Annotated in this window: 8 protein-coding genes and 1 pseudogene; 5 read left to right on the forward strand and 4 right to left on the reverse strand. The window is 66.2% G+C overall.

The window, feature by feature from the left end:
- The 3 genes and pseudogenes from PMI42_RS31510 to PMI42_RS31520 all read left to right on the forward strand — a co-directional run.
- Window positions 1–923: pseudogene (locus tag PMI42_RS31510) on the forward strand (PQQ-dependent sugar dehydrogenase); the annotation flags it as partial.
- Window positions 880–1,818: an SMP-30/gluconolactonase/LRE family protein gene (locus tag PMI42_RS31515; RefSeq protein WP_035967180.1), complete on the forward strand. Its 939-nt coding sequence runs from the start codon at window positions 880–882 to the stop codon at window positions 1,816–1,818. The pseudogene PMI42_RS31510 and the gene PMI42_RS31515, both read left to right, overlap by 44 nt.
- Before the next feature lie 185 nt (window positions 1,819–2,003).
- Window positions 2,004–3,029, forward strand: a complete 1,026-nt coding sequence (locus tag PMI42_RS31520; protein ID WP_008142485.1) for a histone deacetylase family protein — start codon at window positions 2,004–2,006, stop codon at window positions 3,027–3,029.
- A 69-nt stretch (window positions 3,030–3,098) separates the two neighbouring features.
- On the opposite strand, the gene PMI42_RS31525 is transcribed toward PMI42_RS31520, so the two are convergent.
- The 4 genes from PMI42_RS31525 to PMI42_RS31535 all read right to left on the reverse strand — a co-directional run bounded on the left by PMI42_RS31525 (window position 3,099) and on the right by PMI42_RS31535 (window position 11,778).
- Entirely contained in the window at window positions 3,099–4,079 is a 981-nt protein-coding gene (locus tag PMI42_RS31525) for an LLM class flavin-dependent oxidoreductase (RefSeq protein WP_008142486.1), read from the reverse strand.
- Window positions 4,076–4,807, reverse strand: a complete 732-nt coding sequence (locus tag PMI42_RS31530) for a 4'-phosphopantetheinyl transferase family protein (RefSeq protein WP_035967183.1) — start codon at window positions 4,805–4,807, stop codon at window positions 4,076–4,078. The genes PMI42_RS31525 and PMI42_RS31530 overlap by 4 nt, the downstream gene beginning before the upstream one ends.
- Window positions 4,808–5,026: 219 nt before the next feature.
- Complete coding sequence (locus PMI42_RS40210) at window positions 5,027–5,194, reverse strand: hypothetical protein (protein WP_008142490.1); 168 nt, start codon at window positions 5,192–5,194, stop codon at window positions 5,027–5,029.
- A gap of 140 nt (window positions 5,195–5,334) precedes the next feature.
- Window positions 5,335–11,778 carry a non-ribosomal peptide synthetase gene (locus PMI42_RS31535; protein ID WP_008142492.1) on the reverse strand — a complete coding sequence of 2,148 codons (6,444 nt, stop codon included), beginning with the start codon at window positions 11,776–11,778 and terminating at the stop codon, window positions 5,335–5,337.
- A 135-nt stretch (window positions 11,779–11,913) separates the two neighbouring features.
- Between PMI42_RS31535 and PMI42_RS31540 the strand changes: the two genes are divergently transcribed.
- Together PMI42_RS31540 and PMI42_RS31545 are read left to right on the forward strand one after the other, a co-directional pair.
- Window positions 11,914–15,381 (forward strand): ATP-binding protein, encoded by a 3,468-nt coding sequence (locus tag PMI42_RS31540; RefSeq protein WP_008142493.1) that lies wholly within the window; start codon window positions 11,914–11,916, stop codon window positions 15,379–15,381.
- Complete coding sequence (locus PMI42_RS31545) at window positions 15,381–16,175, forward strand: protein-L-isoaspartate O-methyltransferase family protein (RefSeq protein WP_008142494.1); 795 nt, start codon at window positions 15,381–15,383, stop codon at window positions 16,173–16,175. Before PMI42_RS31540 ends, PMI42_RS31545 begins: the two co-directional genes overlap by 1 nt.
- Window positions 16,176–16,196: the final 21 nt, after the last annotated feature.

Here is a 16,196-nt window from a genome sequence, read left to right on the forward strand (position 1 = left end):
GGCCGACCGGCAGCCGCGTCCTCGTCTACGACGTCGACGACCGCGGCTTCCCCAAGCCCGCTTCCGCACCGGTGCGCTACCACGTCAGTTGCGCGGCCGACCCGACCCACAGCTTTCAGACCGACGCCGGCGAGGTCGCCGCCGCGCCGTTCGAGGAGTTGATCGCCGGCTGGCACCGCGTCAACGGCGCGCGGCCGCAAGGTGCGCCGGTCGGCATGACGGTCGCGGAAGACGGCGCGATCTGGCTGGTCGAGGACAAGAACCAGACGGTGATCCGGATCGATCGCGCCACGGGCGATGCGCCACAGCCGCTGCCCTGCGACACGCGCAGCCAGGCGATGATCGACCAGCTTGCGGTATTCGTTGCGCGAGACGCGCAGAACGCCATTCGTCTCACCACGCTGCGCAAGGGTCTCGTCGAGAAGCATTGCGTGGGCTGCCATTCCGATTTCGGCCTGAAGGCGGGACAATCGGACGCCGAGAAGGACAAGACGGTGCTCCGCTTCATGCTGGCGCAGGACGGCTGGATCTATCCCGGCGATCCTGATTCCGGCAGGCTGCGCACCCGCCTGCGCGGTCTCGGCGCCGAGAAGCTGATGCCGCCGGGCGGCGAAAGCCTGCCCAGGACCGAGCCCGGCTACACGCGCCTGCTCGACACGGCGGACCTACTCGTTGCCAGGATGGTTCCGGGCATTCGGATGCGGATCAAGTCCGGTCCGCCGCAACGCAAGTTCTTTGGCAGAACCAACAGGGAATGCGGCGAAATACCGGCCGCCAAGGTCGTTGTCGTGACACAAAGGAGCGCTGTAGACAGGCCCGGCTTCAGCCGATTCTTCCGGCCGGCCGATCCCTATCTGAATGGCGAGTGCAGCGACGACGATGGCTATTACATCCGGCAGGAATTTCTGGTGCCTGTGCAGTAGCATCTTGCTCATCGCGACGCCGCTTGTCGCTGCCGACACAAAGTTGTTCGACAGCGTGCAGGTGACACCCGGCAGTGAATATACCTTCGGCATCGAAGGGCCCGCCGCCGATCTCGATGGCAATCTGTTCGTCGTCAATCTCGGCAAGCCCGGCACCATCGGCAGACTGCCTGCGGGCGGTGTGGCGTCGGAGCTGTTCACGGCACTCCCCGAAGGCAGCGTCGGCAACGCCATCCGTTTCGATCGCAGCGGCACGATGTTCATCGCCGACTACAAGAAGCACAACATCTTCGCGATCCCGAAGGGCGCGGCCGAGCCCGCCGTCTGGTTTCACTCCGACGAGATGAACCAGCCCAACGACATCACAGTCGCCCGCGACGGCACCATCTATGCGAGCGATCCGAACTGGAAGGGGCGGGAAGGCCATATCTGGCGCATCGCGAAAGCGGCGGATGGATCGGTGCAAGGGCAGGTGATGCCGGCGCCGCGCGCGATGGGCACCACCAACGGCATCGATCTCAGTCCCGACGGCAAGACGCTCTATGTCGGGGAATCCAGCAGCGGCCAGATCTGGTCCTATGCGATCAATGGCAACGAGCTCACCGGCGCAAAACTGGTCAAGGCGTTTCAGCCGGACACCGTCGACGGCTTGCGCACTGACGTCAGCGGTCGCCTCTATGTCGCGCGCATCCTCAAGGGCACGATCGCGCTGATGAAGCCGAACGGCGCGGTCGAGCGCGAGATCCCGCTGAAGGGCAAGGAGCCGACCAATCTCGCCTTCGGCGGCAGCGACGGCAAGACCGTCTTCGTCACCCAGCGTCAGGGCGGCTTCATCGAGTCCTTCCGCACCGACCAGCAGGGCCGCGAGCATTGTCTTCAGCGCGGTCGCTGCTGAGCATCGAGGCGATCTGCTTACGGCGCAGAGCGGCGCGACAGGGACGGCATTCTTCTTGCTTGCGTCCGGTCGTCGCAGGGATTTAGACATCTGTGGCACCAGAGCGTTTTCGAGCGACGTGGACACCGGTTCGCGTCAAGAAAACCCGTCAAAATAAGAGCCCCAAGCGACCACGGAGTGTTTGAGTGAAAGCCGTCCATACCGAACTGCACCGCAGCCACGATCCGCAATTCTTCCTGGTTCGCGGTGTCGTCAAGCGCACCACCGAGCAGCCCGAGCGCGCCGACCGCCTGCTCAAGGGCCTCAAGGACGGCAAGCATCAGCTGGTCGAGCCGACCACATTCGGGCAGGGGCCGCGCGCACGTATCCACAGCCCTGAATATCTGTCATTCCTCAGCGAAGCCTGGGACGCCTGGACCGCACTCGGCGATTCCGGTCCGGAGATGATCGGCAACATCCATCCGGTGCGTCATGCGGCGACCTATCCGACCCACATCGTCGGCAAGCTCGGCTGGCACACCGCCGACACCGCAGCACCGATCGGTCCCGGCACCTGGGCCGCGGCCTGCGCGGCAACCGATGTCGCGACCACGGCGGCGCAGATGGTGATGGACGGCGAGGACGCGGTCTACGCGCTCTGCCGTCCGCCCGGCCACCACGCCTATCGCGACATGGCCGGCGGCTTCTGCTTCCTGAACAACAGCGCGATCGCCGCCGCACATCTGCGGCTCAAGCACGAGCGTGTCGTGATCCTCGACGTCGACGTCCATCACGGCAACGGCACGCAGGGCATCTTCTACGCGCGGCCCGACGTCTACACGGTGTCGATCCACGCCGATCCCGTCGCGTATTATCCCTACGTGTGGGGCTATGCCCATGAGCGTGGCGAAGGTCCGGGTCTGGGCGCCAATCTCAATATTCCCCTCGCCATCGGCACCGGCGATGACGGTTACATCCAGGCCATGGACGTCGCGCGCAAGGCGATCGAGTCCTTTGCGCCCGGTGCCCTCGTCATCGCGCTCGGCCTCGATGCCTCCGAGCACGATCCGCTCAAGGGTCTGGCCGTCACCACGCCCGGCTTCCGCCGTATCGGCCAGGCCATCGCGAAGCTGGGCCTGCCGACCGTGTTCGTGCAGGAGGGCGGCTATCTCTCGGATATCCTCGGCGCGAACCTGACCTCTGTGCTGGCCGGATTTGAAGAGGCACGGTGATTTCTTCGCCTCTCCCCGTGCCTGCCCCGCCGAAGCCTCGGCGAAGGCGGATGCGGGGAGAGGCGGGACTCAAAACATCCCACTCGCCGCGAGTGCCTTGCAGACATGCTGCATCTCTTCCTCGTCCGCGACCATGTCGAGCATAACAGTGGTCAGGCCCTTTGCCGCGAACGCCTTCAGCTTTGCCCCGATCTCGGCGTAGCTGCCGACGAGGTAGGGGCAATCGGCCTGGAAGGTCAGGAACGGCAATAGCCAGTAGCCGTTGTCCTGGAGCTCGCCGCTTTGTCCCTCATAGAGCCGCCGCTTCCACACGGAATCGCTGTTCTCCACGGTGAGCGCGAGAAGCTCGCGATCATCGGCATTGTCGCGGAAGCGCGCCTTGGCCGCCTGCCGCGCCTCCTCTCGGCTCTCGCGCGCGAAGATGCCGAAATTCATACCTGATACATCGAGGCCGCAATCGAGATCGGGCGGCAGCATCTGCATCTTGATGCAGCCGGTTTCCTTCGCCACGCGCTGCGCGGCTTCCGATTGGCCGGCGATGAGAAATTCCGGCATCAGCTCGGCCGGCAGGCGCGGACGCAGTTGCAGATTGCTCGCGCTATAGAACCGGCCCTCGAAACTCACCGGCCGCGGGCTCGAGAGCAATTGCCGCATCAGCGCCACGAACTCGCCGAGCCGGACATAGCGGTCGCCATGCGACTGCTCGTCGCCCAGCCCCTGCAAATCGCTGACCGCGGTCCCCGTAATCATGTTGAGATAGACCTTGCGGCCGTAAAGCTGCGCCAGGGACGAGACGAATTTCGCCGCCGTGAACGGGTGCATGTAGACCGGATTGACGGCGATCAGCGGCGAGGATCGCGTCGTCTCCGCCACGACGTGCTGGGCCATGGCCCAGGGCTCGACAAACACGTCATTGCCTTCGAACAGCAAGATGCCTTCGAAGCCGTTGCGGTCGGCGAACTGCGCCACCCGCATCAGTTCGCCGACATATTTTTTGGGATCGCGGTTGCGCGAGATCGCGGGAAAGACGCGAAGCCGCGAGGTCGTCATTCAGCCGCTTCCTGGAGCGGCCAGGCATTGCGGGTGATGGGAAGGCCGCCGGTCGCGCGGGAGCCGTCGGCGATCGCGAGGCGATGCGAGGGGGAGGGCGAGCAGAGCGAGAAGCGCCATCCCGACGGATCGTCGGCGATATCGGGCTTGAAGCTGATCTCGATGGCCTCCCGCGACACCTGCATCGCGAAGGCGTCGAGCGGCAGATTGAGCCCAAAACCCCTGGCCTTCAGATAGGCCTCCTTGAGCGTCCAATAGTCGAAAAAGCGCTCGATCGCCGCCGGCTCCGGCAGTTGGCGCAGCGTTTCGACCTCCTCCGGCGCAAAGAAGCGAAGCGCGGTGGAGAGCGGCGCAACCCGCCGCGACACGGTCTCGACATCGACGCCGACGGCCTCATGCCCCGATACGACGCAGGCGACGCAGCCGTCGGCATGCGACAGGCTGAAATGCAGTGCGGTCGAGCCCCTGGGCGACGCAACAAACGGCCGCCCATAGCGTCCGGCCGCGAAGGACCAGTCGGTGGGATCAACGTCAGGCGCGACCTGCGACAGCGCCAGGCGCAGCATGGCGTGCGCGAAAATATATTGCCGCCGGTGCCGCTCGAACATGAAGCGGTCGGCCCGGACCCGTTCGTCGACCGAAAGCAGGCGTCGGCACGCATCGGCCGCACCTGGCGCGTCTATGGTCGCGATCAGTCCGACAAACAGTTCAATTCTGTCGTCTGCCATCAATCAGGCCCATGGCGTCAGGCGGAGGCAAAGTCCCCGCCCTGACGGAAGAATCAATTGAGCAAGAATCAACTGTGCGGACCGTTCCTAACGGTCCACCTCGGCGAATTCTTGTCGATTTGCAGGCCGGTTTACGGGCACAAGCTTGTGCGAGACCCCAACTCGCAGGCGAGCGGCCCGTTATCCGTAAGATTTGTGCGGCGTCCCGGCCGACTAATCTTACTTTTTCTTCTTGGCTTTCTTCGATCCGCCCAGCACCGAAATGCTGGCGTCGACGTCCTTCAGCGCGGACTGAAGCTTCTTCTTCTCGGCGGCGAGCAGCTTTTGCAGGGCCTTACGGTCCTTGTCGCTCAACGAGGTGCCCTTGGTAAATTTGATGAAACCCATAACACTCCCCCGGTTGAAAATAATCGTCCAAATCAAAACGCGGGAATAATCTTGCGCGCTGGCGCCAAATAATCAAGATGCAACTTGCTCATTCACAGCTTTGACGAGTGAATACATGTTCGCCCGTGCCGGATAGCCGGTCATGCCGCCTTGCGAACGAGCAAGCGGCCGAGCGGCGTGTGGGGTTGGGTGACGGCCGCCCCCAGCAGTGCGACGAGATCCGCCATCCACGCGCCGACCGTATCGCCGTCGAGCAGATCGCCCTTGTAATTGCATGAGCCGGTGATTCCGGTCGGGCGCTCCTTGAGCATCAGAGACAGCCAGGTCTGGTCGATCGGCAGCACCGGCTGCCCCTCGCGCGCGACATTGCCGATCGATTCCATCGTGATGTCAGGCAGATCGAGCGGTTGGCGCAGCGGGTTTTGCAGGGTGAAATAGACCTGGAGCAGCGCGGCCGGATCGATCCCCTCCTGCTCCAGATGGTCGGCCAGGATGTTGAACGGCAGTTCCTGCCGCGCATGCGCATCGAGCACGCTCTGGCGCACCCGGGCCAAAGCCTGCGCGAACGACAGATCGGGTGTGATTCGGGTGCGGACGATCACCGTGTTCTCGAACGGGCCGACGATCCGGTCGGTGTCTGGCTGGGCGCGATTGGCCATGGCGGTGGCGATCGACATGTCGCTCCGGCCGGTCCGCGCCAGCAGCAAGGCCTTCAGGCCGGTGAGCAGGCACATGAACAGCGTGCTGTTGTGCTGGCCGGCGAATGCCGTCAGCCTGCCGATCAGCTCGCGCTCGAGGCTGACGGGGTGATGCCCGGTGGATGCGCCCGGGCTTGCTTTGCCGTCGAAGATCGGGGCCGCGCCGCGCAGATTCCCGGTCCAGTCGGCGACCTGGCGGCGGGCGGTGTCGGTGCCGCACCACCAGCGTTGCCAGCGCGCGACGTCCGAAAAGGCCGGCGGCAATTTCGGCAGCGGTACGGACGGGCGTCCGGCCAGCGCCGCATAGCGGCTCGACAATTCCTCGAACAGCACGCCGATCGACCAGCCGTCGGCCACGGCGTGATGCAGCGTCAGCAGCAGCACGTGGTCGTCGGCATGGAGCCGCAGCAGCCGCGCCCGCAACAGCGGCGGCCGCGCCATGTCGAACGGGGTGTAGGTTTCCTGCTGGATCAGCAGATCGATCTTCCTGGATTCGAGGGCCCTGCGCCGCTTGTTGTTGTGCGGATGCCCGTCGCCGATGACCTCGACCGTGAGGACGGGTCCGAGCTCGCTGGGCGTGGCGACGCGGCTGACGGGCTCCTCGCCGTTCCAGCCGAACCCGGTCCGCAGCGATTCGTGGCGGCGCACGATGTCGCCGAATGCCTGCGCGAGGATGGCCGGATCGAGCGGGCCGTGGAGGTGGAAGGCAAAGGGCAGGTTGAACAGCGGCAGGCCCGGCAGGTTCTGCTCGATCCGCATCATCTGGTCCTGCGCGACCGAGAGCGTGGGTAGCCCGCTGTCGGCCAGGCGCGGTACGCTTGCGGCCGGCGTGCGCGGCTTCGCCGCGACGGCCTCGTCGACCCGCCGGGCGAGTTCCTCGATCGTCGGGGCCTCGAAGATGGTCTTGATCGGCAGCGAGACGCCGAGCGCACGGGCGACGCGTGCCATCGCCTGGCCGGCCAGCAGCGAATGCCCGCCGAGATCGAAGAAATTGTCGGTGACGCCAAGGCTGTCGACCTTGAGCAGATCGATCCAGATGTCCGAGAGCACCTTTTCGGTGAAGTGCCGCGCCGGCACGGCCGCATCGGGCCCCGAGGCTTCCTGCTGTGCGGGCGCGAGCAGCGCGGACCGGTCGATCTTGCCATGGGCGTTGAGCGGCATCTGATCCAGGAACAGGAATGCGGACGGGATGGCATGGCCCGGCACCCGGCTCTTCAGAAACTCGCGCAGCTCGCTGGCGCTGCTCCGGCTGCCAGTCCTTGCGACGATATGGGCGATCAGCCTGACATCGCCGCCGGCCTCGCGGCGCGGCTCGACGATGCCGGCGCGCACCGCCGGATGGTCGGCCAGGGCGTTCTCGATTTCCTTGAGCTCGACGCGGTAGCCGCGGACCTTGACCTGGTGGTCGGCGCGGCCGAGGCATTCGATGGTGCCGTCGGCGCGGCGGCGGGCAAGGTCGCCGGTCCGGTACAGTCGTGCGCCTTCCTGGCGCGCGAACGGATCGGGGATGAAGCGCTGCCGGCTCTGCGCGGGATCGTTGATATAGCCGCGTCCGACACCGGCGCCCGTGATGCAGAGCTCGCCGGTCACGCCGACCGGCAGCGGCTGGAGGTTTTGATCGAGCACATGGAGCTGGGTGTTGGGCAGCGCCGCTCCCACCGGGACGTTGGTCGTTGTCACCGCCGGCGCCCTGGTCAGCCGATGCAGGGAGACGTCGTCGGAGCATTCCGACGCGCCATAGGCGTTGATCAGCGGTACCTTGGGGCAGCAGGCGAACCAGCCGCGGCAGAGATCGACCGGCAGCGGCTCGCCGGTCGAGATCAGGAGCCGCAATTTGGCAAAGGCGCGCCGGACCTGCGCCTCGTCCATGCGATCCAGGATCACGCGCAGCAGCGACGGCACGATCTCCAGCACCGTGATGTCCTCGCGCTCGATCTCCTGCGCGAGCAGGATCGGGTCCTGCACGATCGCATTGCTGCAGATGTGAACGCGCGCGCCGACCATGGGTCCTGCGAGGAACTGCCAGACCGAGATGACGAAGCTCTGCGGCGCGGTCTGCGCGATGACGTCCCTGGCCGACAGTCCAAGCTCGGAAATCAGCGACGCCAGATGGTTCGATAGCCCGCGCTGCTCGATCATCACGCCCTTCGGCGCGCCGGAGGAGCCGGACGTGTAGACGAGATAGGCAAGGCTCGAGGCGGTGCGCCGCGCGATACGGGCCGGCTTGGTGGTCCCCAGCGCAATCATGTCGTCGAGCTCGGCGACATGGATACGCTCGACCAGGGGCTCGAGCAGCGCCGCGACCATGGGTGATTGCGCCCGCCCGGTCAGCAGCATGCGGGCGCAGCTGGATCCGAGGATCGTCGCAAGCCGCGCCGGCGGCTGGTCGGGGTCGAGGTTCAGGAAGGCCGCGCCGACGCGCTGCACGGCGATCATCGCGGCGAGCAGGTCAGGCCCGCGCTCGGCGAACAAGGCAACCACGGTCTCGGCGCCGACGCCCTCGCGGGTCAGCCAGCGCGCGATCGCCTGGCTGCGGCGGGCGAGCTCGCGATAGCTCAGCGAGCTACGCCCGTCCGACACCGCGATCGCGTGCGGCGTTGTCTTCGCCTTGTGGTAGAAGCGCTCGCTCAAATTGCCGCGCGCGGCGAAATTGGCCGGCACGCCGCGGCCTCTTGCCAGCAATTGCCGGCGTTCGGCCTCGGTCAGCAGCGGCAGGCGCGAGATGCGCTGCTCGGGATCGGCGATGACGGCTTTGAGCAGGGTCTTGAACTGGCTGGCCATGCCTTCGATGGTCGCCGCGTCGAACAGATCGATGGCGTATTCGAAGAAGCCGGTGAAACGGCCGTCGGCCTCGACCAGTTCGAGCGTGATATCGAAGCGGGCAACTCCTGGGTCGACCTCCAGGCGCCGGGTCGACAGGCCGGGAAAACGCGCCGCTTCGATCGAGGCGTTCTGGAGGATGAACATGATCCGGAACAGCGGATTGCCGTCGCTCCGCCGCGCAATCTGGAGCGCGCGCAGCACCTCCTCAATGGGGAGGTCCTGATTGCGATAGGCATCCAGCGTAACCTGCCGCACCCGCCGCAACATCTCGCCAAAACCGGGATCGCCGCCAAAATCGTTGCGCAGGATCAGGGTGTTGGCGAACAGCCCGATCAGGCGCTCGCTCTCGATCTGGTTGCGGTTGGCGATCAGCGATCCGGTCGCGACGTCCTCGTGTGCGGTGTGACGGAACAGCAGGCACTGGAACACCGCGAGCAGCGTCATGAACGGCGTGACGCCCTGATCCTGACTCAACGCGCGGACATCACCCGAGAGGGCCTTGGAGAACTCGAAATAGTGACGGGCGCCGTGACCGCTCCAGACCTCCGGCCTTGGCCGGTCGGTCCGCAGCGGCAGCGTGGTGACGCCGTCGAGCTGCGTCCGCCAGTAGTCGAGCTGTTCCTTCGCCGCCGGCGTCTGCGCCCAGCTCTGCTGCCAGAGCGCGAAGTCGCGATATTGGAAAGCGGACGAGGGGATTGCCGCCACGCTCTTCTTTCGCGCAGCAGAATAATGCGCGGCAAGCTCTTCCCAGAACAGCCGCTGCGACCAGCCGTCAGTGACGAGGTGATGGACGTTCACCACCAGCGCGTGGCTGGATTTGTCGAACGACAGCAGCGTGACCTTGAGCGGCGCCTCGTGCGCCAGGTCGAACTCGTACTGCGCGAGCTTGAGCGCCTCGCGCCGGATCACCGCGGTCTGCTTGTCCGCAGCGCACGGCTTGAGCTTGATCCGTTCGAACTTTGGCGGTGCCTGCAGCGCGCGTTGGACCGGCTCCCCCTGCCGTTCGACGAAGACCGAGCGCAGCGCCTCGTGGCGCGCGCAGATCGCGGTGAGGCTTGCGGACAGCGCAGCGATGTCGACCGGGCCCTTGAGGAGCGCGACTTCGACGACGTTGTAATTGTAGCGGGTCGGGTCGAGCCGCGACAGCAGGTACATGCGCTGCTGCTGGAACGACAGCGGCGCATCCGCTGCCGCCGTCTGGCGCCACGACGGCAGCATCGTCTGGCGATGGGTCGTCGCGGTCTCGATCCGGGCCGCAAGCGCCGAGACCGTGGCGCAATCAAAGATGTCCTCGAACGAGAAGTCGACGTTGAAGCGTTCGCGCAGGCGCGAGCGCATCTGCGTCGCCGCGAGCGAATCGGCGCCGAGCGCAAAGACGTCCTGATCGACGCCGACCTGCGGCAGTTCCAGCAGACCAGCCCAGATCGCAGCAAGCTGGGTCTCCAGCGCGTTGCGCGGCAGCTGCGCCTCGTCGCGGTCGTCCACCGTCGCGATCAGCTCGGCCAGCGCGTTGCGCTTGACCTTGCCGCTGGCGCCCTTCGGCAGCGCCGCCACGCTGCGGATCAGGCTCGGCACCTTGTAGGCCGCAAGGCGTTTTCGCGCGAACTGGCGCAACTGGTCCGAGGTCGCCTCGGAATTCGGTCGCAGCACCACCACGGCGGCGACGTTCTCGCCGAGCTTCGGGTGCGGGACGGCGAACACGCCGGCCTCCAGCACCGCCGGATGGCCGAGCAGGACCTCTTCCACCTCGAGCGGCGAGATTTTCTGGCCGCCGCGGTTGATGACGTCCTTGATGCGGCCGACGATGAAGAGATAGCCGTCGGCATCGAGATAGCCGAGATCGCCGGTACGGAACCAGCCGCCGCGGAATGCGGCCTGCGTCGCCGCCTCGTCATTGTAATAGCCGCGGCTCATGTTCGGCCCGCGCAGCATGATCTCGCCATGCGCGCCGCTCGCAAGCGTGCGGCCGGTCTCGTCCATGATCGCGATCTCGGGGCCAGCGGCGCGCCCCACCGATCCGATCTTGCGCAGCTCGAACGGATTGGCCGCGATCTGCGAGGCTGCTTCGGTCATGCCGTAGGTTTCGAGCACGGGAACGCCGAACATCGCCTCCAGCCCGTTCAGGATCGCGGGTGCCAGCGAGGACGAGGCCGAGCGAATCACGCGCAGCGACGAGGACCGGGCACGGTCCGGGTTCGCTTCGGCCGCCGTCAGCAGTGCGCGATGAATGGTCGGCACCGCCGTGTACCAGGTCGGTTGCAGCTCCCGCATCCAGCCGAAGAAGGACGATGCGTCGAAGCCGTCGGTGCAGATCACGCTGGAGCCCGCGGCCAGCGCCGTCAGCAGGCCGGAGATCAGCCCATGGGCGTGAAACAGCGGCAGGGCGTTGAGCAGGCGATCGTGGGGCCCGAGCGACAGCACGCGGCCGGCATTGGTGGCGGACAGGCACACATTGCGATGCGTCAGCGGCACCATTTTCGGCCGCGCCGCCGTGCCTGACGTCAGCAGGATGAACGCATCGTCGTCGCCGCGCGAGGCACCGCTGGCGCAGGCAGGTCCGATCACCGGACCGATGAACGCGCAGCCGCCGAGATCGTCTTGCGGCCCCGGCACGAAATCGATCACCGCGATATCCAGTGCCCTGGCGACATCGCGGCTCGGCGCGTTCATGTCGGCCCGGGTGACGAGCGCCTTCAGCTTCAATTCGCTGAAATAGCGCTGCAGCTCGTCCGCGGTCAGATCGGGATTGACGGGGACGCAGGCGCCGCTCGATGCGACTGCGATCAGTGCCAGCGCACTTTCGGCGCCGCGCGGCAGTGCAACAGCGATCCGGTCGGCAGGTGCGATGCCGAGCCCGCGCAGCGTGCGGACCAGGTCCTGTGTCCGCTCACCAAGCGCGCCATAGGTGAGAGCTGGCCGGCCCGGTGCCATGAGGGCGGGCGCCGCCGGTGTCTTGCGGGCGTAGAAGTCGAGAAGGGCGCCGATACTTGCGAATATCTTCGTTTCGGCGCGCCCGCCGCCTGATCCTTCTTCCGCTCCGGATGCAATGTCCGACAACGCCATTCCCTTTTGATCTGATTGGGCTATTCTTCCCAAGAGTTAGGGAACGCGTCCAGTCTGAGGTGAAGTTCGGGCCCCAAAATCTGTGGTTGAGGGGCCTAAAGCCCTTCGACGGAGTGATGGTCGGGCAGAATCACCATGCTGGAGAATGAGCCTGTTACGGGAACGGAAGGCGGGCTGAAGCGCTGGCTCGAGGGTATTGGCCTCGGCCACTATGCCGATCTCTTCGCCCAGCACCGCCTCGATCTTGATGTGGTGGGTGACCTGACCGAAGCCGATCTGCTGGAACTCGGATTGCCGCTGGGCGACCGCAAGCGGCTCCGGCGCGCGATGGCGGCCCTGTTCCAGGCCGAAACTGCGGAGCCGCCGGCGGCAACGGCGCGCCCGCAGGTCCGGACCGAGGTCGGGGCCGAACGGCGCCAGCTCACCACCATGTTCTGCGACATGGTCGATTCGACCGCGCTCTCGGCGCAATTCGATCCGGAAGACGTGCGCGACATGATCGCGAGTTTTCGCGAGACCTGCGTCCGGGTGGTGAAGCACTACGAAGGTTTCGCCGCCCGTTTCGTCGGCGACGGCATTTTGGTCTATTTCGGCTATCCGACGGCTCATGAGGACGACGCCGAGCGCGCGGTGCGTGCCGGGCTCGAGATCGTGCGGGTGCTGTCCACCGCGCGCGCGGTCGAGCCGCGGGGCGCGCTCAGCCACTCGCCCGCCGTCCGCATTGGCATTGCCACCGGTCTCGTCGTGGTCGGCGATCTCGTGGGGCAGGGCACCGAGGAGCGCGACTCCGCCGTGGGAGAAACCGTCAATCTCGCCGCGCGTCTGCAGGGCCTGGCGCCGCCGAACGGCGTCGTGATCTCGGCCTCGACGCAGTCACTGCTGAAGGGAAAGTTCGACTATCGCAATCTCGGCGTCCACGCGTTGAAGGGCATCTCGGAGAAGGCGCAAGCCTGGCATGTGGTGCGTGCCTCGCGGGTCGAGACCCGCTTTGCCGCCGCGATGGGGACGCGGCTGACGCCGCTCGTCAACCGCGAGGAGGAGATCGCGCTGCTGATGGGGCGCTGGCAGCAGGTCAAGGAGGGCGACGGCCAGGTCGTCGTCAAGTTCGGCGAGCCCGGCATCGGCAAGTCGCGCATCATCCAGGAGATTTTCGAGCGGATCGCGGGCGACCGGCATGGCCAGGTCTCGTTCCAGTGCTCGCCCTATTACACGTCCACGGCATTCTATCCATTCTCCGAGCAGCTCAAATTCTCGCTCGGCCTGGACCGCGAAGATGCCTCCGCGCAGTCGCTGGCAAGCCTGGAGACTGCGATCGCCGCCGCTCATGGCGATATCGAGCAGATCACGCCGCTGTTTGCGGCGCTGTTGTCGATTCCGACCGGAGATCGCTATCCGCCGCTCGAGCTGTCGCCGCAGCAGCAGAAGGATGCGACCGTCGCGGCGCTGGTCAATCATTTCCTCGGCCTTGCGCGCGAGATGCCGTTGGTGATCGCGCTCGAGGATCTGCACTGGATCGACCCGACCTCACGCGAGGTCGTCGACCTCCTGGTCGACCGCGTGCAGAACCGGCCGGTCTTTGTCATCATCACTGCGCGTTCCGAATTCCAGCCGAGCTGGAACGCGCATTCGCACATCACGACGCTGGTGCTGAACCGCCTGAGCCGGCAGCTGCGTACGACGATGGTCGAGCGCGTCGCCGGGAGGGAGCTGCCCAAGGAGGTCGTCGAGGAGATCATCGTCAAGACCGACGGCGTGCCGCTGTTCCTGGAAGAGCTGACCAAGACCGTTCTCGAATCCAACCTGCTGACCGAGCGGCACGGGCGTTACGTGCTGTCGGGCCCGTGGCGGCAGCTCGCCATCCCGGCAACGCTGACGGACTCGCTGATGGCGCGGCTCGACCGCATGGGTCCGTTCAAGCGCATCGCGCAGATCGGTGCCACCATCGGCCGCGAGTTCTCCTACGAGACGCTCCAGGCCGTCGCCAACACGCCGGCGGAGCAGATCGAGGCCGCGCTCAATCATCTGGAGGAGGCCGGGCTGATCATGCGCCGGGGCCATCCGCCCGATGCGCTCTACTCCTTCAAGCACGTGATGATCCAGAACGCCGCGCATGAGAGCCTGCTGCACAGCGAGCGGCGCAAGCTGCATGCGCGGATCGCGCAGGTGCTTGCCGAGATGTATCCGGAGAAGACCGACCGCGAACCGGAGCTGCTCGCCCATCATCTGACCGAGTCGGGCCAGAGCGAGGGGGCGGCGAGCTTCTGGCTCAAGGCTGGCAAGCAGGCGGCCAAGAGCGGCGCCAATCTGGAGGCGATCGGCCATCTGCGCCGCGGCCTCAGCGTCGTGCAGGCCAATGCACGCATGCAGGGGGCCGACGAGATGGAGCTCGAGCTGCGCATCGCGCTCGGCAACGCGTTGATTGCGGCCAAGGGCTATGCGGTGCAGGAGGTCGAGGAGAACTACATCCGCGCGCTCGAGCTCGGCCAGCAGCTCGACGACGACGAAAAGGCTTTTGCCGCCACCCGCGGCCTCTGGGTCTGCCATTTCATCCGCGCCGATCTCACCCGCGCGCACGATCTCAGCGTCGAGCTGCTGAAGTTCGCCAAGCGCGAGCGCCTGAACGAGGGGACGCAGCCGGCGCAGCAGACCGGCTATCTGATCGAGGCGCATCGCTCGATCGCGATGACCATGCTCTATCGCGGGCGCTTTGCTGCTGCACAGCATCATTTGCATCGCTGCATCAACCTCTACAGCCCCGATCTGCACTCCGATCTGATGGAGCGGCACGGCACCGATCCCGGCGTCGTTTCGCTCTCCTATCTCGGCTATCTGCTGTGGTTCCTGGGCCGGCCCGACGCGGCGCGCCAGCACAGCGAGCAGGCCATCCTGCATGCGGAGAAGATCCGCCATCCGTTCTCGCTCGCCTTCGCGCTCGTGTTCGGCGCCTATCTCTGCCAGCATCTGCGGGATATCGAGGGCACGCGCGACCATGCCAACCGCGCCATGATCATCGCCACCGAGCACAATTTCCTGCACTGGAAGCAGCAGGCCGCGATCCTGCGCGGCTGGGCGCTGGCCCAGCTCGGCGAGGCCGACGAGGGTATCAGCCAGATGCGCTTCGGCCTCGACGAATACGAGGCGATGGATTCCTGGCTCGCCGGCTGCTGGTTCCGCTGCCTGCTGGCGGAAGCCTACGCCAAGGTCGGGATGCGCGAGGCCGCCTTGCGCGCGCTGGACGGTGCGCTCGCGACCGCGCGAAGGACCGGCGATCACTCCTACCTCGCCGAAGTCTATCGCCTGCAAGGCGAGATCACGCTGTCGGCCGGCGATCCGGTCTCGGTGCAGGAGGCCGAGGATCTGTTCGACCTGTCGCTGGAAACGGCGCGCAAGCAGGGCGCGCTGTCCTGGGAACTTCGCACCGCCGTCAGCCTGGCGCGCCTGTCGCACGAGGCCGGCAAGCGCGAACATGCAAGTCTCTTGTTGGTGCCGATCGTCGGCAAATTCAACGAGGGATTCCTGACACCCGACCTGAAGCAGGCGATGCAGCTCGTGCACGAGCTCGGTGGCGAGGCGCCTGTTCGTCACCAGGCCGATCCGGTGTGATGAGCGATCTTGCCGCCGCGCGTGCGCGCTACGTGGAGAGAATCGCAAAACGCGAGCGGATTGCCTCCAGGCGCCTGCTCGAGGCGCTCGCCGCCGTTCCGCGCGAAAACTTTCTGGCAAGGGGACCCTGGCGGATCAAGAGCGAGGCGGGGAGCAGCTATCGGCTGACGCCGGATGCCGATCCCGTTCACCTCTACGACAATGTGCTGGTCGCGATCGACGCGCGCCGCAAGCTCGACACCGGGCTGCCGAGCCTGTGGGCGCATTTCATCGATGTGCTCGACGTCAAGCAGGGGGATGGTGTCATACAGATTGGCTGCGGGCTCGGCTATTTCTCCGCGGTCCTGTCGCACATCGTGGGACCAAAGGGCAGGGTGCACGCCGTCGAATGCGACGAGCGGCTCGCCGCTCGTGCCGCGGACTATCTTGGCGGCTATCGCAACGTCGCGGTCGTCCATGGCGACGGGTGCGAGGGGATCGGCGAGGCCGCCGACGTGATCATCGTCCACGCCGGCTTCTCACACCCGCATCCGCTCTGGCTCCAGTCGCTGCGTCCGCGCGGCCGGCTCCTGGTGCCGCTGACCCAGCGCGACCGCGAAGGCGCCGCCCTCAAGATCACGCGCAAGGGGAAAGGTTTCGAAGCCGAGGCGGTGCAGCAGATCCGGATCTTCCCCGGCCGGGGCCGCGGCGCCACCGCACTCGACGACCGCGTCGCCGACTGGTGGCAGCGCGCCTCCGCCTTGGCCCCGCTGCGCTTCCGTGGCATCGAGCAGGGACTGCCGACGGACGGCTAATGCTTCGTTTCATTTTACCTT

This window comes from Bradyrhizobium sp. YR681, from assembly GCF_000282615.1.
In the GTDB taxonomy this organism is placed as follows: Bacteria; Pseudomonadota; Alphaproteobacteria; order Rhizobiales; family Xanthobacteraceae; genus Bradyrhizobium.

What these genes read in the sequence shown, in the direction of transcription:
- PMI42_RS31515 (WP_035967180.1), top strand. Translation starts at nt 880, where the DNA reads ATGGCTATTACATCCGGCAGGAATTTCTGGTGCCTGTGCAGTAGCATC.
- PMI42_RS31525 (WP_008142486.1), bottom strand. Translation starts at nt 4,079, where the DNA reads ATGACGACCTCGCGGCTTCGCGTCTTTCCCGCGATCTCGCGCAACCGC.
- PMI42_RS31530 (WP_035967183.1), bottom strand. Translation starts at nt 4,807, where the DNA reads ATGGCAGACGACAGAATTGAACTGTTTGTCGGACTGATCGCGACCATA.
- PMI42_RS40210 (WP_008142490.1), bottom strand. Translation starts at nt 5,194, where the DNA reads ATGGGTTTCATCAAATTTACCAAGGGCACCTCGTTGAGCGACAAGGAC.
- PMI42_RS31535 (WP_008142492.1), bottom strand. Translation starts at nt 11,778, where the DNA reads ATGGCGTTGTCGGACATTGCATCCGGAGCGGAAGAAGGATCAGGCGGC.
- PMI42_RS31540 (WP_008142493.1), top strand. Translation starts at nt 11,914, where the DNA reads ATGCTGGAGAATGAGCCTGTTACGGGAACGGAAGGCGGGCTGAAGCGC.
- PMI42_RS31545 (WP_008142494.1), top strand. Translation starts at nt 15,381, where the DNA reads ATGAGCGATCTTGCCGCCGCGCGTGCGCGCTACGTGGAGAGAATCGCA.